General features: G+C 61.2%; 17 protein-coding genes. 13 read left to right on the forward strand and 4 right to left on the reverse strand.

The genetic code is table 11. The features are described 5' to 3' along the window. Nucleotides 1-457: 457 nt before the first annotated feature. Complete coding sequence (locus PMI16_RS17120; protein ID WP_007881861.1) at nt 458-1018, forward strand: PAS and helix-turn-helix domain-containing protein; 561 nt, start codon at nt 458-460, stop codon at nt 1016-1018. 8 nt (nt 1019-1026) lie between these two features. Here PMI16_RS17120 and PMI16_RS17125 read toward each other — a convergent pair whose 3' ends face one another. After that, the gene (locus PMI16_RS17125; RefSeq protein ID WP_007881862.1) at nt 1027-1926 is read right to left on the reverse strand and encodes a LysR family transcriptional regulator; all 900 of its coding nucleotides are present in this window, start codon (nt 1924-1926) and stop codon (nt 1027-1029) included. A gap of 177 nt (nt 1927-2103) precedes the next feature. Between PMI16_RS17125 and PMI16_RS17130 the strand changes: the two genes are divergently transcribed. Both PMI16_RS17130 and PMI16_RS17135 read left to right on the forward strand, forming a co-directional pair. Further along, nucleotides 2104-3012 (forward strand): MBL fold metallo-hydrolase, encoded by a 909-nt coding sequence (locus PMI16_RS17130; RefSeq protein WP_007881864.1) that lies wholly within the window; start codon nt 2104-2106, stop codon nt 3010-3012. A 96-nt stretch (nt 3013-3108) separates the two neighbouring features. Further along, nucleotides 3109-3765 carry a DsbA family protein gene (locus tag PMI16_RS17135; protein WP_007881866.1) on the forward strand — a complete coding sequence of 219 codons (657 nt, stop codon included), beginning with the start codon at nt 3109-3111 and terminating at the stop codon, nt 3763-3765. Nucleotides 3766-3771: 6 nt separating this feature from the next. Here PMI16_RS17135 and PMI16_RS17140 read toward each other — a convergent pair whose 3' ends face one another. Further along, nucleotides 3772-4431: an HAD family hydrolase gene (locus PMI16_RS17140; protein ID WP_007881867.1), complete on the reverse strand. Its 660-nt coding sequence runs from the start codon at nt 4429-4431 to the stop codon at nt 3772-3774. Nucleotides 4432-4479: 48 nt separating this feature from the next. Then, nucleotides 4480-5907 (reverse strand): aminotransferase-like domain-containing protein, encoded by a 1428-nt coding sequence (locus PMI16_RS17145; protein WP_007881868.1) that lies wholly within the window; start codon nt 5905-5907, stop codon nt 4480-4482. A 170-nt stretch (nt 5908-6077) separates the two neighbouring features. On the opposite strand from PMI16_RS17145, the gene PMI16_RS17150 reads away from it, so the two are divergent. From PMI16_RS17150 to PMI16_RS17195, 10 genes are all read left to right on the forward strand, one after another. Then, nucleotides 6078-7400: an aspartate aminotransferase family protein gene (locus PMI16_RS17150; RefSeq protein ID WP_007881869.1), complete on the forward strand. Its 1323-nt coding sequence runs from the start codon at nt 6078-6080 to the stop codon at nt 7398-7400. Between the two features lie 21 nt (nt 7401-7421). Continuing rightward, complete coding sequence (locus PMI16_RS17155; protein ID WP_007881875.1) at nt 7422-8915, forward strand: CoA-acylating methylmalonate-semialdehyde dehydrogenase; 1494 nt, start codon at nt 7422-7424, stop codon at nt 8913-8915. Nucleotides 8916-9501: 586 nt separating this feature from the next. After that, nucleotides 9502-10695, forward strand: coding sequence for an ABC transporter substrate-binding protein (locus PMI16_RS17160; protein ID WP_034381074.1), 1194 nt, complete (start codon nt 9502-9504; stop codon nt 10693-10695). 105 nt (nt 10696-10800) lie between these two features. After that, nucleotides 10801-11661, forward strand: a complete 861-nt coding sequence (locus tag PMI16_RS17165) for a branched-chain amino acid ABC transporter permease (protein WP_007881881.1) — start codon at nt 10801-10803, stop codon at nt 11659-11661. Between the two features lie 10 nt (nt 11662-11671). Beyond that, complete coding sequence (locus PMI16_RS17170; RefSeq protein WP_007881882.1) at nt 11672-12658, forward strand: branched-chain amino acid ABC transporter permease; 987 nt, start codon at nt 11672-11674, stop codon at nt 12656-12658. Further along, nucleotides 12658-13452 carry an ABC transporter ATP-binding protein gene (locus PMI16_RS17175; protein ID WP_007881884.1) on the forward strand — a complete coding sequence of 265 codons (795 nt, stop codon included), beginning with the start codon at nt 12658-12660 and terminating at the stop codon, nt 13450-13452. Before PMI16_RS17170 ends, PMI16_RS17175 begins: the two co-directional genes overlap by 1 nt. Beyond that, nucleotides 13449-14153 (forward strand): ABC transporter ATP-binding protein, encoded by a 705-nt coding sequence (locus tag PMI16_RS17180; RefSeq protein WP_007881886.1) that lies wholly within the window; start codon nt 13449-13451, stop codon nt 14151-14153. Before PMI16_RS17175 ends, PMI16_RS17180 begins: the two co-directional genes overlap by 4 nt. A gap of 60 nt (nt 14154-14213) precedes the next feature. After that, the gene (locus PMI16_RS17185; RefSeq protein ID WP_007881887.1) at nt 14214-15467 is read left to right on the forward strand and encodes a Zn-dependent hydrolase; all 1254 of its coding nucleotides are present in this window, start codon (nt 14214-14216) and stop codon (nt 15465-15467) included. Nucleotides 15468-15487: 20 nt separating this feature from the next. Further along, a complete protein-coding gene (locus tag PMI16_RS17190) occupies nt 15488-16987 on the forward strand; it encodes a M81 family metallopeptidase (protein WP_007881890.1) in 1500 nt (499 codons plus the stop codon). Nucleotides 16988-16998: 11 nt separating this feature from the next. Then, on the forward strand, nt 16999-17913 hold the full coding sequence (locus PMI16_RS17195; RefSeq protein ID WP_007881891.1) for a DMT family transporter: 915 nt from the start codon (nt 16999-17001) through the stop codon (nt 17911-17913). Nucleotides 17914-17949: 36 nt separating this feature from the next. Here PMI16_RS17195 and PMI16_RS17200 read toward each other — a convergent pair whose 3' ends face one another. After that, nucleotides 17950-19995, reverse strand: a complete 2046-nt coding sequence (locus tag PMI16_RS17200; protein WP_237719881.1) for a putative bifunctional diguanylate cyclase/phosphodiesterase — start codon at nt 19993-19995, stop codon at nt 17950-17952. Between the last annotated feature and the right edge of the window lie 130 nt (nt 19996-20125).

A 20125-nucleotide genomic window follows, 5' to 3' on the forward strand; every position in this document is an offset into this window, starting at 1 on the left:
TGGACGCGTCGGGATAGACTTTGTTCATACGCTCAGGTCTCCTTTCGATTCTTATAGTTTGAAAATGTCAGCTGGCATCATAGGACGCGGGTACAGCGCCAACAATACGGTAAAAATACTTGGGGCCTGTTACCCATCAATTTGTGAGATGCGTTCAGCCAGAAAGCGTGCTGGCAAGGCGCGTGGCGTAGCAGGTGGTGGGTCCACCTGCAAGCCATGCAACGCAGCCAGCGCGCTTTCTGGCTGAACCCTCCGGGAACGGCTGCAGGCGTCGCCTGCCGGTGTTGCAGCTCCTTGCCGTAGCACCGCTACATCGCGTCGCTGCGCCTAGGCAGTCAACGCCTGCCGCGCGTTCGCACTCGCAAATTGATGGGTAACAGGCCCCAAAATGGCCGCCAGGCTTTAGAATCCAGAATCCTGACCAGTATTTTTACGATACAAGAATTAGCAACGAACAATGAGCAACTCGCATCTCGTCGACTTCGAACAAGTATTCATGCATGCCCCTATCGGCATGTGCGTATCGCATAACCGCGTCATCCAGCAAAGCAACCTGGCGCTGGCGAAGATGTTCGGTTACGCGCCGGGCGAATTGTCGGGGCTCTCGTTCATGGTGCTGTATCCGACGCCCGACGAGTTCGAACGCACCGGCGTGCGGCTGGTGCCTATCCTCAACGAAAAGGGTTTCTACTCCGACGAACGCATCATGAAGCGCGCCAACGACGAGATGTTCTGGTGTCACGTCACCGGCGCGTCGCTGGTACAGGGCGATCCGCATGCGGCCGGCATCTGGACCTTTGAAGACGTCAGCGCCAAACGCCCCCTGGCGCCGGGACTGACGCCGCGCGAACGCGAGATCGCCGCGTTGCTGGTGGAAGGCAAGACCAGCAAGCTGATCGCGCGCCAGGTCGAACTCAGCCCGCGTACCGTGGAAATGCATCGCGCCCGGCTCATGCGCAAGTTCGGCGCGGCGACGTCTTCCGAACTCGTGCACAAGCTGCTCAGCATCACGCCTTAATTCCCGCCCTAACCCTCACCCCACTCCGGCTCGCCGGTAAACCGCTCCGCCAGAAAATCCAGCATGGTGCGCAAGGTCGCCGGCATGTGCTTGCGCGAGGCATACACGCCATAAATGTCGAGCACGGTCGGCTCGTATTGCGGCAGCAGCGCCACCAATTTTCCCGACGCCACATACGGTGCGGCCGCATAGGCCGGCAAATGCGCGATGCCGGCGCCGGCCAGTGCGGCGGACAGCAAGACCATCGCTTCATTGGCGCTGATGTTGCCGCTGACCGCAACCGAACTGTGCTTGCCCTTGTGATCGAACTCCCACAGGCTTTTCCCAACGTAGGAATGCGTCAGGCAGTTGTGCAGCGCCAAGTCCGCCACCTTCTTCGGCGTGCCGTGTTCGCGCAGATAATCGGGCGACGCGCAGATCGTTGAACGACACACCGACAGCTTGCGCGCGATCAGGCTGGGATCGAGCCGCGTGGTCATGCGGATCGCCAGATCGATACGTTCTTCCACCAGGTTGACGGTGCGGTCCAGCATCATCAGATCAACCGCCACGCCGGGATAGCGCTTGCAGTAAGCCGTCACGGCGCGCGCCAGTTGCGGACCGAACGACGTCGTCGTGGTGATGCGCAGCAAGCCCCTGGGCGCCTGCTGCGGCTGGTTGACGGCATTCTGCAAGTCGCTCGCGGAGGACAGCATCTGGCGGCAACGTTCGAGAATCTCGTTGCCGGCCTGCGTCAGGCTCAGGCGGCGCGTGGTCCGGTGCAGCAGACGCGCGCCGACCCATTCTTCGAGCTCCGCCAGATAGCGTGAAACCACCGGACGCGACATGTCCAGCTGCAAGGCCGCCGCCGACTGGCTGCCGCTGTCGACGACGCTCACGAACACCTGCATTGCGGTCAATCTGTCCATGCCGACCCCTCGGTTCTTCCGCTTGATATATCGATCATCTGCACGATTTAAGAAACAAACTATGTTTCATTATGCTGTTTTTCCAAAACAAATAAATCATTAATCTTCATCCGTCGCACTTTTTCCCGCACTTAAATCGTTATTAAACCGTTCTTAAACTGTTTTGGAGAGATGAACATGCATTCGAGCTTCCGTACCATTTCCCGTCCGCTGCTGGCGCTGGCTGTCGCCGTCGGCATCTTTGCCGCCGGCAGCGCCGCTGCTGCGACAACTGCATCCAGCGATGCCCTCAAGCTGGACGTCTATAACCCCGGCGACAGCGCGCTGTTCCCGGTCAGCTCGGTGCTGGTCACCGGCAAGCAGGATGCGATCCTGGTCGACGCCCAATTCGGCCGCGCGCAGGCAGAGCAAGTGGTGGAAAAGATCCGCGCCGGCGGCAAGAAACTGGTCGCGGTCTACATCAGCCACGGCGATCCGGATTACTACTTCGGCCTCGACACGATCAGGGCCGCCTATCCCGACGTGAAGATCCTGGCGACGCCGCAAACCGTTGCCCACATCAAGGAAACCGTCGCCCACAAGCTGGCGTTCTGGGGACCGAAACTGGGCGCCGATGCGCCGAAGCAAACCATCGTGCCCGACGTCCTCGACGGCGACACGCTGACGCTGGAAGGCAAGAAGCTGCAAGTAATCGGCCTCGACGGTCCGCAACCTGATCGCAGCTTCGTCTGGATTCCATCGATCAAAGCGGTAGTCGGCGGTGTCGTTGTCGACGGCAACGAACACGTCTGGATGGCCGATACGCAAGGCGCGCAGTCGCACAAGGATTGGCTGGGCACGCTGGCGCGCATCGAGAAGCTGAAACCCAAAACCGTCGTCCCCGGCCACTACGCCGCCGGTGCGCCGATGACCATCGCGTCCGTGCAATACACCCGCGATTACATCAAGGCCTTCGATGCGGAAACAGCCAAGGCAGCCGACTCCGCCGCACTGATCGCCGCGATGAAAACACGCTATCCGACGCCGACCAATTTCTCGTCGCTGGAGTTGAGCGCCAAGGTCGCCAAGGGCGAAATGAAGTGGTGATGCCGTTCAACGGAAATTAGGGCCTGTCTTGAATCGCCGGCGCACATGCGTCGGCGTTTCACGTTAGGCTAACGATCTCTCTTCAAGGAATGCATCATGAGTACTCACAACACCAGCGGCACTACTGCGCTGCATTACATCTACGACCCGCTGTGCGGCTGGTGCTACGGCGCCGCGCCGCTGGCCGCAGTTGCACGCGAAGTCATGCCGGTGATCGGCCATGGCGGCGGCATGATGATGGGCACGAACCGCCAGCAGGTCAGCCCGGCCCTGCGCAATTACGTCATGCCCTACGACCATCGGATCGCCGAATTAACCGGCCAGCCATTCGGCGACGACTACTTCAACGGCTTGCTGTTGGACGACACCGCCGTCTTCGATTCGGCGCCCCCGATCAGGGCGATTCTGGCCGCGGAAGAAATCGCCGGACGCGGCCTCGACATGCTGGCGCGCTTGCAGGCGGCGCATTACGTGGAAGGCAAACGTGTTGCCGATGCCGAGGTACTGCGCGCGCTGGCGGAGGAACTGGGATTGGATGGCGCTGCATTCGTACAAGCGTATGCGCGCATCGGCGAAGCAGAATTACAGCAGCACGTCGCCGCCAGCCGCCGCTTGCTGGCGCAGGTCGGCGGCCATGGTTTTCCGACCTTTGTGCTGGAGCAGGACGGCCGCTTCGAAATGCTCGATGCCGGCCGTTGGCTGGGTGAACCCGACGCGTGGCGCGAACATCTCTCTGCGTACACGCGCCGCTAGACCGACTTAAACGGGCAATCCCAGCTCACGCAGCTGCTTCACCGTCTCGGCGCAATCGACATGATGGATCGCATGCCAGCCGAGGCGGCGCGCTGCTTCGACATTCTTCGCCGAGTCGTCGAGGAAGACCAGTTCCGCTGGTTTCAGATTCGGCAGATGCTTGCCGTAACGCGTCAGCGCGATCTGATAAATCACGTCGTCCGGCTTGATGCATTGCTCCGTTCCCGACACCACGATGTCGCGGAAGATCTGCAGGAAATCGTAGTTCGCCAGCGCATACGGAAAAGTCTCCGACGACCAGTTGGTGAGGCCGAACAGCGGGACTTCCTTCTCATGCAAAGTCCGCAACAATTCGACGCCGTCATGCAGCGGCCCGCGCAGCATTTCCGGCCAGCGGTCATAGAAGGCGCGGATCATCGGTTCATGCTGCGGATGCTGCGCCACCAGCAATTCGGTGCCTTCCTGCAGCGTGCGGCCGCCATCCTGGCGAATGTTCCAGTCGGGCGAACAGACATTGGTCAGAAAGTGCTCGCGCTCGGCGGCGTCGGGAATCAGGTTTTGATACAAGTGCAACGGACTCCAGTCGAACAGCACGCCGCCGAAATCGAACACCACGGCGCGAATGCCGGCCGAACTTGCGTAGTCAGGGTTGAATTTTTGCGTCATTTTCTTCAAGAGATCATCGGATGATGGAAGGAGGAATTGCTATGGACATCAAAGCGTGCGGAAAAATTCATACAACTCGGGCGCATCCGCATACGCCACGTTGAAACGGAACCACGGCTCGTCCGGCGGCGTGAGATGGAAGAACTCTCCCGGCGCCAGCCAGATGCCCTTCTGCCGTGCGCGATCGGCGATCTCGCGCGCGCTCAGTTCGCAGCCATCCAGTTTGGCCCACGAAAACATGCCGCCGCGCGGCGTGGTGAACGGCGTCAGGCCGGTCTCGCCGAGCTTGCCGTTGACGCGCGATTGCGCATTGAGCAAGGAAGCCGCCAGATTCTCGACGTGGCGGCGGTGATGGCCTTCGGTCAGCACGCTGTGCACCAGGCGTTCGTTGATTTCGGAATTGGTCAGGCTCAGCACCATCTTGGTATGCACCAACTGGCGAGCCAGGTCGCGCTGGCAGGCGATGAAGCCCAGGCGCAGCGAGGGCGCGATGGTCTTGGAATAACTGCCGACATAGATCACGCGCTGCAAGCCGTCCAGCGCCGCCAGCATCGGATCGGTGGGCTGGCCCAGTTCGCGGAAAATATCATCTTCCACCACCCAGAATCCATGCCGCTCGGCCGCCTGCAACACGCGCATCGCGCAGGCCGGCGTGTACGAGGTGCCGGTCGGATTGTGCAGCACGCTGGTGGTGAAGAAGAGCTTCGGCTTGTGCGTGCGCGCCAGCGTTTCCAGCATCTCGGTGTCGACGCCGGTGGGCGTGCGCGGGATGCCGATCACGTTGAGGTCGGCCATCTTCAGCATGGCGATCAGGTTGCAGTAACCGGGATCGTCGACCAGCACCGTATCGCCGCGCTTGACCATGGTGCGGATGATCAGGTCCAGGCCTTGCGTCGCGCCGTGAGAAGTCAGCACCTGATCCAATGAAACTTCCAGCGACCAGTTCGCCAGGAACTGGCAGATGATCTGGCGCAGCGGCGCATAGCCGTAGGGATGGCCGTAGCCGACCTGCTGCGCGCCGGGCGAGCGGATGATGCGGCGTTCGGCCTGGTGCAAGCCTTCGTCGTCGAGCCATTTTCCCGGCAGCCAGCCGCAGCCGGCCTTGATCGGCACGCGCTCGTCGGCGAACATTTCCGACAGCAGCCAGGCCGAGTCGATGACCGGCTCCGGCGGCGTGAAGGCTAGGTTGGGAGGAATGTTCGTCCCTTTGGGCGCGATGAAGAAACCCGCTCCGCGCCGCGCCACCAGCAGGCCGCGCGCCACCAGTTGCTCGTAAGCCTCGACCACGGTGGAGGCGCCGATGCCATGCGATTCGGCAAATTGACGCACCGAGGGCAGGCGCTCGCCCGAGCGCAGGCCGCCCTGTGCTATCGATTGCGCCAATCCGCTCACCACTTGCTCGACCAGGCGCGCAGCACCTTTCGCGCCATTTCTTTCCAGTGTCAGGTAAACCGCTTCGCGCTGCGCCTTTGCCATTGCATCCTCTTTACATCCGCCTGTCGGGACTTGCCTTGACGACAACTGTCATCAATACAGATTGTTGAATTGAACAATACAGTTTTCCACTTAATTCCAAAGTGTATCTAACAATACCGGCCGCGTCTCGCAATAATCGAGCATCTTCAACCGCCCAAGGTGCGCCTGAAATGAACAAACCACTGTCCTCTTCCGATCTGTCCGCTTACTGGATGCCTTATACGGCCAACCGCAACTTCAAGGCCAGCCCGCGCATGCTGGTCTCGGCGGAAGGCATGTACTACCGCGACGACGCCGGCAACGCCATCCTGGACGGCACCGCCGGCCTGTGGTGCGTGCCGCTGGGACACGCACAGCCCAAGATCGTCTCCGCCGTGCAAAAAGCCGTGGCGACGCTGGACTATGCGCCGTCCTTCCAGCTCGGCCATCCAATGGCATTCGAGCTGGCCGAGCGCCTGAAGCAATACACCGGCAACCGTTTTTCGCAAGTGTTCTACACCGGCTCCGGTTCGGAAGCAGTCGACACCGCCCTGAAAATCGCCCTGGCCTATCACCGCGTGCGCGGCGACGCCACCCGTACCCGCCTGATCGGCCGTGAGCGCGGCTACCACGGCGTCGGTTTCGGCGGCATGTCGGTCGGCGGCATCGGCGGCAATCGCAAGACCTTCAACTCGGCGCTGCTGCAAGGCGTCGATCACCTGCCGCACACGCACAACCTCGAAAAGAACGCCTTCACCAAGGGCGAGCCGGAATACGGCACCCACCTGGCCGACGAACTGGAACGCCTGGTCGCGTTGCATGACGCCTCCAACATCGCCGCCGTCATCGTCGAACCGGTGGCCGGCTCCACCGGCGTGCTGATTCCGCCCAAGGGCTACCTGAAGCGCCTGCGCGAGCTGTGCACCAAGCACGGCATCCTGCTGATTTTCGATGAAGTCATCACCGGCTTCGGCCGCCTCGGCACGCCGTTCGCGTCGGACTACTTCGACGTCGAACCGGACCTGTTCACCACCGCCAAAGGCCTGACCAACGGCGTGGTGCCGATGGGCGCGGTGTTCGTCAAACCACATGTCCACGACGCCTTCATGAACGGTCCGGACGGCATCGAACTGTTCCACGGCTACACCTACTCCGGCCATCCGCTGGCCTGCGCCGCCGGCCTGGCCTCGCTCGACATCTTCGAACAGGACGGCATCCTCGAACACGCCAACGGCGTCGCCGACTACTTCCAGGAGGCCGCCCATGCGCTGCGCGGCCTGCCGAACGTGATCGACATCCGCACCATCGGCATGATCGCCGGCATCGAGCTGTCGTCGATTCCGGGCAAGCCGGGCGCGCGCGCCTACGACGCCTTCCGCCGCGCCTTCAACGACGGCATCCTGATCCGCGTGACCGGCGACATCATCGCCTTGTCGCCGCCGCTGGTCATCGAGAAAAAACACATCGACGAACTGTTCGGCAAGCTCGCTGCGATTCTGAAAACCCTGGATTAATCTGAAAAGTATCTGCACAACATGGAAAAAATTACTCACTTCATCGGCGGCCGCCGCGTCGACACCGACAGCGACCGCTACGCCGATGTATTCAACCCGGCACTGGGCGTTGCGGTAGCGCGCGTTGCGCTGGGCACGGCGGCAGAAGTCGACACCGCCGTCGCCACTGCGGTCGCCGCCTTCCCGGCCTGGTCCAACACGCCGCCGCTGACGCGTGCACGCGTGCTGTTCAAGTTTCTGAACCTGATCCAGCAACACGCCGACGACTTCGCCGCCATCCTCACCCGTGAACACGGCAAGACTTTCTCCGACGCACAAGGCGAAGTCGCGCGCGGCATTGAAGTGGTCGAATACGCGGTCGGCATTCCGCAAATGCTCAAGGGCGAATACACCGACCAGATCGCACGCGGCATCGACGCCTGGTCGATGCGCCAGCCGCTGGGCGTGGTGGCCGGCATCACGCCGTTCAACTTTCCGGCGATGGTGCCGATGTGGATGTTCCCGATCGCGCTGGCCTGCGGCAACTGCTTCATCCTCAAGCCGTCCGAACGCGATCCGTCGGCCTCGCTGCTGATCGCCGAGCTGCTGCAGCAAGCCGGTTTGCCGGACGGCGTCTTCAGCGTGATCCAGGGCGACAAGGTCACCGTCGACGCGCTGCTCGATCATCCGAAAGTCAAAGCCATCAGCTTCGTCGGCTCGACCCCGATCGCCGAATACATCTATGCACGCGGCAGCGCCAAGGGCAAGCGCGTGCAGGCCTTGGGCGGCGCCAAGAATCACATGGTCGTCATGCCCGACGCCGACATGCAAGTCGCGGTCGATGCACTGATCGGCGCGGCCTACGGTTCGGCCGGCGAACGCTGCATGGCGATCTCGGTGGCGGTTGCGGTCGGCGACGCCGGCGACAAGCTGGTTGCCGCATTGGCCGAACGCACGCGCAATCTGAAGATCAACGACGGCATGGAAAAAGACGCCGAAATGGGTCCGGTCGTCACCGCTGCGGCGAAAGCGCGCATCGAAGGCTTGATCGGCAAGGGCGTCGAAGAAGGCGCGAAGCTGGTGGTCGACGGTCGCGGCTTCAAGGTGCCGGGTCGTGAAAACGGCTTCTTCGTCGGCGGCACCCTGTTCGATCACGTCACGCCCGAGATGACCATCTACAAGGAAGAAATTTTCGGACCGGTGTTGTGCGTGTTGCGCGCACCCGATGTCGCCACAGCCGTCGAGCTGATCAACAACCACGAATACGGCAACGGCGTCGCCATCTTCACGCGCGACGGCGGCGCGGCGCGCGAGTTCGTGCGCCAGATCGAAGTCGGCATGGTCGGCGTCAACGTGCCGCTGCCGGTGCCGATGGCGTTCAGCAGTTTCGGCGGATGGAAGCGCAGCCTGTTCGGCGACCATCACGTCTACGGTCCGGAAGGCGTGCGCTTCTACACCCGCGCCAAAGCCGTGATGCAGCGTTGGCCGAACACCGCCAGCGCCGGCGCCGAGTTCGCTTTCCCGCAGATGAAGTAAGTCTGCGGTTCATCTGAAATCGCGATGAAATGAGTTCTAAAAAAACGGCATGAGCGAACCTCATGCCGTCGCTGTTTTCAGTGTTGAATTTTGCAACGTGAAGTATTGGTGCAACAGAGGGAATTGATGGTGCAAAGCGATGTTGAAAACGCACCGGCATCGACGAAATTGGAGAATTAAATTCATCAAAAGAAAAATCAATGCAGCAAGTAATTCACGTAGCATGCAGTAACGCGAAAAAGTCAAAAGCAGGCGTGTAAAAACACATGACCATGCCGGCATTCGCGGCAGTAAAAAATAAAAACGACATACAAAAACAAACAGAGACATTCAATCAGGAGGAGCAACATGATCCATCGCCATCATGGTTTGCAGCATTCGTCCATACGCATGCGCGCAAGGTCGCAAAACCTTCATCATCACGCCGTTTTTACCCAGGTAAATGCGGCGTATTTCCACGTGCCCCATCAGTAGATTCTTCCGCGTCCGCATGGTGATTTTTTCGTCGTCATGGGCATGGAACTTGCGTCACAATAGATTGATTTAGCCCTTTCAATGCGCAGTCATTTTTGGAGATGTGAATATGATGAATCGTCGTGATTTTCTCAAGTTGTCCGCACTCGCCGCACCAGGTGCTTTGTCTTATACCGATGTGTTTGCGCAGGCCGATGCGATCCAGTTCGGCTGCCCGGTTCCGATGTCCGGCCCGTTCGCCGCCAACGGCAAATACGCCGACATGGGCATGAAGCTGGTGCTGCAAAAATACGGCAAGGTGCTCGGCAAGAACCTGAGCTACGCCACGCTGGACACCGAAGGGAAACCGGCGACCGCCGTGCGCAAGATGCAAGAGACAATGGAAAAGGGCACGCGCTTTTTTGCCGGCGGCATTCTCTCCGGCGAAGCGCTGGCGATGGGCAAGGAAGCGGAAAAAGGCGGCGGCATTTTCATCACCACCGCCGGCGCCGATGAAATCACCGGCAGCGATTGCAATCGCGCCACCTTCCGCTGGTCGGTGCCGACCTTCGGCGCGATCGAGCAAACCGTGCGCCCGCTGCTGGAAAAAATGCCGAATGCCAAACGCTGGTATACCATCACGCCGCAGTATGTTTTCGGCGACGGCCTGTTGAACGCAGCCAAGGCGATCTTCAAGGAAAAAGGCATCGAGCACGTCGGCAACAGCTACCACTCGCTGGCCGAAAAAGAATTCAGCGGCTACCTCACCAACGCCATGGCCGCCAAGCCGGACGTCCTGCTATTGTTGAATTTCGGTTCGCAATCGTCGGACACGCTGCGCCAGGCCGTGAGCTTCGGCATGAAGAACAACTGCACCATCCTGATGGCCTGGGCCTCGGGTCTGGAACAGTTCGAAACACTGGGCGCGGACATCTGCGACGGCGTCTACTTCGGCGCGCAATACTGGCACGCCATCGATTCGCCGTTCAACAAGGAGTTCGTCAAGCTGGTCAACGATTCGCTGAAGATCGACCCGAACTACAGCCTGGCCGGTTCCTACATCTGTACCAAGATCGTGCTCGACGCCATCATCAAGGCCAACAGCACCGATCCGAAAGCAGTCATCGCAGCGATGGAAGGCATGAAGTACGAAGGCCTGACCGGCACCGAAGAAATCCGCAAGGGCGATCATCAGGTCATCAAGAACTACTACCTGCTCAAGGGCAAGGCCAAGGCTAAGATGCGCAACAAGAACGACTATGCGGACATCATTTCCTCAGGAAAATCGTTCCTGGCGCTCGACAAAACCATGTGCAAACTGGGTTAACTCTGTTGTCGTAAGTTCGTTTCTGCGCGGCGCCGTGCACTTCCCTCGCACGGCGCCAATTTCGCACACTCCTGCAAGCTGCTTGCACAAGCGTTTCGAGGTTTCATGAATATCTATCTGCTGCAAATTGCCAACGGCGTCGGCATCGGCATGCTGTATTTCCTGCTGGCGGTGGGCTTGTCCATCGTGTTCGGCCTGCTGCGTTTCGTCAATTTTTCGCATGGCGCGTTTTTCCTGCTGGGTGCTTATTTCTGCTTCCAGCTCGGCGAAATGGGCGTCAATTTCTGGTGGTCCCTGCTGATCGCCCCCATCGTCGTCGGCGTGTTCGCGTTTCTGGTTGAGCGCTTCGTATTACGCCACATTTATGCGTTGCCGCATCATTTCCATATTCTGTTCACGGTCGGTCTTGCGCTGGTGTTGCAGGAGGCCGTGATCTCTTACTGGGGTCCGCTGGGGAACAATATTTCGCCGCCGGACCTGTTGCAAGGCGTGGTGATGGCCGGCGGTTTCGTGTATCCGAAATACCGTCTTTTCGTGATCGCTTTCACTGCCGTGATGGCGCTGCTGCTGTGGTGGATTCTTGAAGGCACGCGCCTCGGTTCCATCGTGCGCGCCGGCAGCGAGTCGACTGAAATGGTGTCGCTGCTGGGCTTGAACATCGACCGCATTTTCAGCCTGGTGTTCGCACTCGGCGCGTTCACCGCCGGCCTGGCGGGCGCGCTGGCGGCGCCGATCCGCGGCGTGGAACCATTCATGGGCGTGGAAGCCCTGGGCATCGCGTTCGTGGTGGTGGTGATCGGCGGCCTCGGCAGTTTCTCCGGTGCGCTGGTGGGCGGCATCCTGGTCGGCATCGTGCAAAGCGTGATGAGCACGGTGTGGTCGGAAGGCGCGCACCTGATGATTTACGTGGCGATGGCGGCGGTCATGCTGCTGCGTCCCAACGGCCTGCTCGGCCGCGCCAGCTGAGGAGACCGCCATGAAACATATTGCTCATTTCCGCTTTACGCTGCTGGCCATCGCCGTGGTCTTGCTGCTGCCGCTGTGCGTCGGTTCCGGCACGCTGGCGACCGAGGTATTGATCTACGCATTGGCCGCACTCGGTTGCAATCTGCTGCTCGGCTATACCGGCCTGATGTCCTTCGGCCAGGGGATCTTCTTCGGCATCGGCAGTTATGCCACCGGTCTGGCGCTGCTGCACCTGAAAGCGCCGCTGCTGATCTCCCTGCTGATCGCCGCCGTCATCGGTGGACTGATTGCGTTGCTGGTCGGCTGGTTTTCGATTCGCCAGAAGGGCACTTACTTCGTCATGCTGACGCTGGCGTTTGCGCAGATGTTCTACTTCCTCGCCTATACGATGAAGGACATCACCGGTGGCGACAACGGCCTGCTCGACATTCCACGCCCTAACCTGTCGGTGTTGGGCCATACGCTGTTGCCGACCACCTCGTCGTGGCAGTACTACAGCTTCGTGGCGATCCTGTTCGTGGTGGTGTTCTGGCTGTTGCAGCGCGTAGTGGATTCGGTGCTGGGCCGTACGCTGCTGGCGGTACGCGACAACGAGGCGCGCGCTTCCGCGGTAGGCTACGACGTGACCTTGCTGAAGCTTGCGGCCTTCGTCATCTCGGGCGCGGTGACCGGACTCGCTGGCGGCCTGCACGCGATGATGACCGGCGTCGCCCCCTTGTCCAACATCGAATACCACACCAGCGAAGCCGTCCTGATCATGACCGTGATCGGCGGCACCGGCAACCTGTTTGCCTCGGTGCTGGGCGCGTCCTTCTACGTGCTGGTCGGCAACTGGCTGTCGACGCTGTGGCCGCGCTGGCTGATGCTGCTCGGCTTCCTGCTGATCGGCGTGAGCCTGTACATGCACAAGGGCTTGTACGGTCTTGCGCAATCGCTGCTGCAACGCCTGCGCCCGGGCGCAAAACCAGGCGCCGTCGTCGCCAAGGAGATCCATTGATGAGCACGCCCATCCTCAAAGCGGTGAACGTGACCAAGCGCTACGGCAAGTTCACCGCCGTCAACAACATCACGCTGGATATTCTGCCCGGCACGGTGCATTCCGTCATCGGCCCCAACGGCGCCGGCAAAACCACGCTGTTCCACACGCTGACCGGCACCACGCCGATCACCGAAGGCAGCATCCTGGTCGAAGGCGAGGAAGTCTCGCACCTGCCAGGTTACAAGCGCGTGCGCAAAGGTCTGGCGCGTTCGTTCCAGGTAACGAGCCTGTTTCCCAATCTGAGCGTGCGTGAAAACCTGCGACTGGCGGCGCAAGGCACGCGCCCGGCGCAGGCGCTCAATCCATGGAAGCGGCCTGAGTTGCTGCGCCAGGCCTGCGACATTGCCGAGCAACTGGTGACGCGCCTGAATCTGCAAGGCGTCGCCGATCGTCTCTCTTCCGAACTCTCGCACGGCCAGCAACGCCGTCTGGAAGTCGGCATGGCGATGGCGGGTCAGCCCAAGGTGATCTTCCTCGACGAGCCGACCTCCGGCATGGGCATCGACGACATCGCCGACATGAAGAAACTGATCCACAGCCTGCGCGACAACTACACCGTGGTGCTGATCGAACACAACATGGACATCGTGATGGATATCTCCGACAGCATCACCGTGATGCAGCAGGGGCAGATTCTGGCGCAGGGCAAACCCAACGACATCCGCAACGATGAACGCGTGCGCCGCGCTTATCTGGGCAGCATGATTACCGGTGGGAAGAAAGCTGAAACGAAGGCAGGAGAAACAACGTGATTCTCAACGTACAAGACATTCACAGCTACTACGGCAAGAGCCACATTCTGCAAGGCGTGTCGCTGCAGGTTGCCGCCGGCGAAGTGATCACGCTGCTGGGCCGCAACGGCGCCGGCAAGAGCACGACCCTGAAAAGCATCGTCGGCGTGGTCGAACCGCGCCAGGGCAAGGTCATGTTCGAAGGCAATAACGTCGCCGGCCTGCCAGCCTACAAGATCGCCGCGCGCGGCGTGTGCCTGGTGCCTGAACATCGCGGCATCTTCAAGCTGCTGACGGTAGAAGAAAACCTGACCATGGCGGCGCGCAAGGATTCGGCCTGGGGACTGGACGACGTGTACAAGATCTTCCCGCGCCTCAAGGAGCGCCGCAAGAACGGCGGCGGCCAATTGTCCGGCGGCGAGCAGCAGATGCTGGCGATTGCGCGCGCGCTGATGACGCATCCCAAGGTCTTGATGCTCGATGAACCGGTCGAAGGTCTGGCGCCGGTGATCGTCGACGAGATCGTGGCGCAGATCAAACTGATCAAGGCGACCGGCATGTCCATCATCCTGGTCGAGCAAAATCTGGAGGTCTGCACGCAACTGGCGGACCGGCATTACATTGTGGAGCAGGGGCGCATCGCCTATACCGCGACCAACGCAGAATTCCTCGCCGACGACAGCGCGAAGGATCGCTATCTTGGCGTAAATCTTGCTGCCTAAATTTAACTGCTTAAGTCGAGCATTGAGTTGCAGTACAAACCGAATTTGACGGAGTCATTCATGGACATGAAAACCAGCATCACCAATTTACGCATCGACGGAAAACGCCTGTGGAATTCTCTGATGGATCTCGGCGCCATCGGCGCGACACCCAAGGGCGGCGTCTGCCGCCTGGCGCTGACCGATCTCGACAAGCAGGGGCGCGACCTCGTCAGCAGCTGGGCCAGACAGGAAGGCATGAGCGTCGTCGTCGACCAGATCGGCAACATCTTCATGCGCCGCGCCGGCCGCAACAACGATCTGCCGCCGGTGGTCACCGGTTCGCACATCGACACGCAGCCGACCGGCGGCAAGTTCGACGGCAACTACGGCGTGCTGGCCGGTATGGAGGTGATCCGCACGCTGAACCAGCACAACATCCAGACCGAAGCGCCGATCGAAGTCGCGGTGTGGACCAACGAAGAAGGTTCGCGCTTCGTGCCGGTGATGATGGGCTCGGGGGTATTCTGCGGCGCATTCACGCTGGAGCATGCTTACAGTGCGACCGACGTCGACGGCAAAAACGTGAAAGATGAACTGACACGCATCGGCTACATCGGCGAACAACAATGCGGCGACCATCCGATCGGTGCGTATTACGAAGCGCATATCGAACAAGGTCCGGTACTGGAAAACGCCGACACCGTCATCGGCGTGGTGCCCGCCGTGCTCGGCCTGTCCTGGTACGACTGCACGGTCACCGGTTTCGAATCGCACGCCGGTCCGACGCCGATGGAAATTCGCAAGGATGCGCTGCAAGTGTCGACTTACATCATGCAGGAAGTCGTGGCAATTGCGAATCGCTATCCACCTTACGGCCGCGGCACGGTCGGCCAGGTGCAGGTGATGCCGAACAGCCGCAACGTGATTCCGGGGCAGGTGAAATTTTCCATCGACCTGCGCAACGTCAGCGGTGAAACGCTGAACCAGATGCACGAAGACCTGCTGGCGTATCTCGAACAAACCCGTCGGAAGACTGGCCTGAAGATCGAGCTGGAGCGCGTGTCTTACTTCCCGCCCTGCCCTTTCCATCCCGACTGCGTCGGCGAAGTGCGCAATGCGTCGGCGATGCTCGGCTACGCGACGATGGACGTGGTCTCGGGCGCCGGTCACGATGCAATCTACGCCGCGCGCCTGGCGCCGGCCGGCATGATTTTCGTGCCGTGCAAGGACGGCGTCAGCCATAACGAAATCGAAGACGCCAAACCCGAGCATCTGGAAGCCGGCGCGAACGTGCTGTTGCATGCCATGCTGGCAAGCGCAAAAGTAGTCTGAACATTGCCAAGGAATTTGTCATGCCGTTAAAGATTGTCGTCGCCCGCCTGAACCACGAGACCAATACCTTCTCGCCGATCCCGACGCCGCTGGCAGCCTTCGCGCCGCAATGGGACGGCGCCGCCTATCAGGATCAGAAAGGCGCGCGCACCGCGATGGGCGCTTTCCTCGATATCGCCGACGGCATGTCGGCGTCCATCGTGACGCCGCTGTCCGCCACGGCCAATCCGAGCGCGACGGTGGCGGCCGATGCCTATACGCTGATGACCGACGCCATCGTGCGCGCCATCGAAGGCGGCTGCGACGCCATCATGCTAGACCTGCACGGTGCCATGGTGGCGGAGAACGCCGACGATGGCGAAGGCGCGCTGCTCGAACGCATCCGCAAGATCGCGCCTCGGGTGCCGATGTGCGTGGCGCTCGACCTGCACGGCAACGTCACGCAAAAGATGGTCGACAACGCCGACGTCATCGTCAGCTTCAAGACCTATCCGCATATCGACATGTACGAAACCGGCGAGCACGCCGGCCGCCTGCTGCTGGAATTGCTGCAGGAGAAGTCGCGTCCGGTCACCGGCTGGCGGCAAGTGCCGCTGCTGTCGGCGACGCTGACCAGCAACACTTCGGCATCGGCCATGCAGCGCGCGGTGGAACAGGCCAAGCTGGCGGAAAAGCAAGCCGGCGTGCTGGCCGTGTCGGTGCTGGCGGGATTTCCCTTGTCCGACTTCCGCGATGCCGGCATGTCGGTGGTGGTCGTGACCGACAACGATGCGACGCTGGCGCAAAGCGTCGCCGATACGATCGCGCAACAGATCTGGGCCGAGCGCGACGATTTCGTCTATGACAGCCAGCCGCTGCGCCAATCGCTGGCGCATGCGCGCGAGATGGCCGCCGGCCCGGGCAAGGGACCCGTGCTGCTGCTGGACCACAGCGACAACGTCATGTCGGGCGGCACCTGCAACACCATGGACGTCCTGGAAGCGGCGCTGGCCGAAGGCATGCGCGGCATCGCCGCCGGTCCGATCAGCGATCCGGAAGCGGTCGCGCAATTGCTGAAAGCCGGCGTGGGCGGTACGGTCACGCTGGCGGTCGGCAACAAGGTGGCGCTGACGCAGCAGGGCATCGTCAAGACGCCGCTGCAATTGAGCGGCAAGGTGCTGGCGATCACCGACGGCGTGTTCCGCGTGTCCGGTCCGATTTATACCGGCTCGACCATCAACATGGGCAACAGCGTGTTGTTCGACACCGGCGCGGCGAAGATCGTCATCACCGAAGAACGCGTCGAACCGTATGACCTGGGCGTGTTCACCAGCCTCGGCCTGGATCCGGCAACGATGGACTACGTGATCCTGAAGTCGCGCATGTATTGCCGCCCGGTGTTCGTGCCGATCAGCAAGGGGCTGGAAGAATGCGATTCCGACAGCGGCGGCCCGACCAGTTCCAACTTCGACCTGTTCCCGATTCGCAAGGTGCGTCGCCCGGTTTATCCGCTCGACGCTTCCACACCGGCGCCGGTCTGAACACGCCGCCGATGCCGCAAGCCGCAGCGCAAAACCGCAGGGCCAAGCTGTTGCTGCTCGTTCTCGGCGTGATCTGGGGATTGAACTGGCCTGCCGTCAAGGTTTCGCTCAGCGGCGTGTCGCCGTGGACCTTGCGCAGCATCGGGCTGGGTGCTGCCGCGTGTACTTTGTTCGTGCTGGCGTTGGCACGCGGTCGCAATCTGCGCATCGGCCGGCGCGACCGCGTACACGTCGTGATGACCGGCCTGCTCAACATTGCGCTGTTCAATATCCTGCTGACCTTTGCCCAGCTCGGGGCGGCGACTTCGCGCGTGGCGATCATCACCTACTCGATGCCGCTGTGGGCGACGCTGTTTGCGCGCATTGCGCTGGGTGAAAAACTGGACTGCGTGCGCGGCATGGGATTGGCGTTGGGTGCGGGCGGTCTGGCGGTATTGATTTCTCCGTTGATCGGCGGCGGCTTACCCCATGGAATTTTGTACGCGCTGGCGGCGGCGCTGACCTGGGCGGCGGGAACGGTCTACATGAAGTGGGCAAAGATCGATGCCGAACCGCTGGCGATCGCCGCCTGGCAATTGCTGATCGGTGCGCTGGTGGCGCTGACCGGTTTGCTGTCCTTCGAAGGCTGGCCGCATCCGGGCGCCTTGCATCTGCCGGTGATCTGCGCGCTGGCGTATCACATCTTTTTCGGCATGGCGGCGGGCTACATCCTGTGGTTTGAAATCATTGCCAGGCTGCCGGCCGGTATTGCCGCGCTCGGCACGCTGCTGGTGCCGGTGGTCGGCGTCAGCGGCGCGGTCTTGTTGCTGGGCGAACGCCCGAGCGCGCCGGACATGCTGGGCTTCATACTGATTTTCAGCGCGGCGATTTGCGTGCTGTTGCCGGCGGGATCATTGCGATGGCTGCTGTCGCAAGGCAGAAGCTGATTAGAACTCATTTCATCAATAGGCGTGAGATGCGTTCTACTCCTCCAGCGCCTGCAGCGAATTGACGTAGGCGGTTTCCAGCACGTGGTGCGGGACGTAGAGAAGATCCGTGATCGTCTCCGCCGCCAGCGCGCGCGAGAAGAAAAATCCCTGGCCGAAATCGCAACCGAGATTGCGCAGATGGTCGACCTGCATTTCCGTTTCCGTTCCTTCGGCCACAACTTCAATGCCCAGATTGCGCGCCAGCGTCATGATGGTTTCGACGATTTGCAGGCGCTCCTTGTCTTCCTTCATGCCCATGACGAAGGAGCGGTCGATCTTCAGCACGTCCAGCGGGAAGCGATGCAGGTAGCTCAACGACGAATAACCGGTGCCGAAGTCGTCGATACTGAAGCGCACGCCCAGCGCGCGCAGCTGCGACAGGATCTTGATCGTGCGTTCGACGTCGCCCATGGTGACGCTCTCGGTGATTTCCAGTCGCAGCGTATTGGGATCGATGCCCGTCTCGTGGATGATCTGCTGGATCTGGTCGACCAGATTGGGTTGCACGAACTGGCGCGGAGAAATGTTGACGCTGATGGTCAGCGGCTTGGCGCGGGAAAATTGCCGGTGCCAGGCATGCATCTGGCGGCAGGCTTCGCGCAACACCCACATGCCGATGTGCAGAATCAGGCCGGTGTCTTCGGCGACGTCGATGAAATCGCCCGGGTAGACCAGCTCCTCCGGGCCGCGCTGCCAACGCACCAGCGCTTCGACGCCGACGATGGTGCCGGCCTGCAGCTCGATGATGGGCTGGTAATGCAGCACGAACTCATTGTTCTTCAACGCGTGGCGCAACGCCGTCTCTATCGTCAGGCGGCTGACGGCGCCCTTGCGCATGCTGCGGTCGAACACTTCGTAATGGTTCTTGCCGGCCGCCTTGGCGCGATACAGGGCCAGGTCGGCGTCGCGCAGCACTTCGTCGGCAAGCGTATGGCCGACGTCGCTGAACACGATGCCGATGCTGGCGCTGGCGTAGATTTCCTGATCCCGGATCAGGAAGGGCAAGGCCAGTGCCAATTGAATACGCTCGGCAATGCGTTCGGCTTCGCTGACGTCGGAGATGTTGCGCAGCAGTACGGTGAATTCGTCGCCGCCCATGCGCGCCAGCGTATATGCCGGAACCGCGACGGCGGTCTCGACGCTACTCGTCCCGATGACGACATCGGGACGGACGGCGTTTTTCAGGCGGGCGGCCACCTGGATGATCATGCGGTCGCCCGCCAGATGGCCGAGGCTGTCGTTGATGATCTTGAAGCGATCGAGGTCGATGAACAGCACCGCGAAACCGGCGTTATCGTCTTCCCACTGGCGTTGCAGCGCGAGATCCAGCTGCTGCAGGAAGAGCGTACGGTTTGGCAAACCCGTCAGTGCGTCATGGGAAGCCTCATGCATGAGGCGCAGCTCGTTCCGGCGACGCTCGGCGACGCGGCCGATGCGGCTGCCGATCTGACGCATCAGGCTCATCAATCGCAGCAGATGGTCGTCCAGCGACAACACGCGGCTGGAAAAGAATTCCAGCACGGCAACCACTTCGCCGCCGCTCAGCACCGGGAAGGCGATGCCGGCCCTGATGCCGGCTGCGCGCGCCGCGTCGGCGCGCGGGGCATCGCGGTCGACGCCGATATTGACGATCCAGACCGGAGCGGCTTCCTTGAAGGCGCGTCCCGGCAAATCCTTGTGGGCCTGGAAGGCCGGATTGCTGGTCAGAGAGTGGAAAGCACTGAATTCGGACCGCATGGCGCCGTGCCAGATGCCGGCCGAGACCAGCGCGGTCTGCTTGCCCGCCTTGCGTACGTGATAGCAGTGCCCCAGCGCCCAGCCGGTGTAGCGGCAAATTTCATCGACGGAGAACTGGAGAATCGCATCGACCGAATCGGCCTGGTTGGCGGCGGCGGCAACGGCTTCCAGCAACTGCAATTGACGCAGACGGCCTTCCAGACGAGCGTCGGATTGCAGACGAGCATCGCGCTCGCGCACCAGGGACTGCGTCAGTTTTTCTATTTCCACGGCATGCGCCGCCGTGTCCGGTTTTATTGTCATTTGCGTGAAGTAAGGCGGCGTTGATATGCGCATTGCCGTGTTGCACTTTCCAAGCGTTCGATTATAGCGGGACGTTATCACTGTTGCATCAAGTCATCGTCGCAGGCGGCATAAAGTTATGGCAGGCGCC

The sequence above is a fragment of the Herbaspirillum sp. CF444 genome (genome assembly GCF_000282135.1).
GTDB lineage: Bacteria > Pseudomonadota > Gammaproteobacteria > Burkholderiales > Burkholderiaceae_D > Herbaspirillum.

Bases quoted from the DNA above. Each gene is read 5' to 3' on its own strand.
- PMI16_RS17135 (WP_007881866.1), top strand. From the start codon at position 3,109: ATGAGTACTCACAACACCAGCGGCACTACTGCGCTGCATTACATCTAC.
- PMI16_RS17150 (WP_007881869.1), top strand. From the start codon at position 6,078: ATGAACAAACCACTGTCCTCTTCCGATCTGTCCGCTTACTGGATGCCT.
- PMI16_RS17170 (WP_007881882.1), top strand. From the start codon at position 11,672: ATGAAACATATTGCTCATTTCCGCTTTACGCTGCTGGCCATCGCCGTG.
- PMI16_RS17185 (WP_007881887.1), top strand. From the start codon at position 14,214: ATGGACATGAAAACCAGCATCACCAATTTACGCATCGACGGAAAACGC.
- PMI16_RS17155 (WP_007881875.1), top strand. From the start codon at position 7,422: ATGGAAAAAATTACTCACTTCATCGGCGGCCGCCGCGTCGACACCGAC.
- PMI16_RS17165 (WP_007881881.1), top strand. From the start codon at position 10,801: ATGAATATCTATCTGCTGCAAATTGCCAACGGCGTCGGCATCGGCATG.
- PMI16_RS17200 (WP_237719881.1), bottom strand. From the start codon at position 19,995: ATGACAATAAAACCGGACACGGCGGCGCATGCCGTGGAAATAGAAAAA.
- PMI16_RS17145 (WP_007881868.1), bottom strand. From the start codon at position 5,907: ATGGCAAAGGCGCAGCGCGAAGCGGTTTACCTGACACTGGAAAGAAAT.
- PMI16_RS17175 (WP_007881884.1), top strand. From the start codon at position 12,658: ATGAGCACGCCCATCCTCAAAGCGGTGAACGTGACCAAGCGCTACGGC.
- PMI16_RS17140 (WP_007881867.1), bottom strand. From the start codon at position 4,431: ATGACGCAAAAATTCAACCCTGACTACGCAAGTTCGGCCGGCATTCGC.
- PMI16_RS17190 (WP_007881890.1), top strand. From the start codon at position 15,488: ATGCCGTTAAAGATTGTCGTCGCCCGCCTGAACCACGAGACCAATACC.
- PMI16_RS17130 (WP_007881864.1), top strand. From the start codon at position 2,104: ATGCATTCGAGCTTCCGTACCATTTCCCGTCCGCTGCTGGCGCTGGCT.
- PMI16_RS17120 (WP_007881861.1), top strand. From the start codon at position 458: ATGAGCAACTCGCATCTCGTCGACTTCGAACAAGTATTCATGCATGCC.
- PMI16_RS17160 (WP_034381074.1), top strand. From the start codon at position 9,502: ATGAATCGTCGTGATTTTCTCAAGTTGTCCGCACTCGCCGCACCAGGT.
- PMI16_RS17195 (WP_007881891.1), top strand. From the start codon at position 16,999: ATGCCGCAAGCCGCAGCGCAAAACCGCAGGGCCAAGCTGTTGCTGCTC.
- PMI16_RS17125 (WP_007881862.1), bottom strand. From the start codon at position 1,926: ATGGACAGATTGACCGCAATGCAGGTGTTCGTGAGCGTCGTCGACAGC.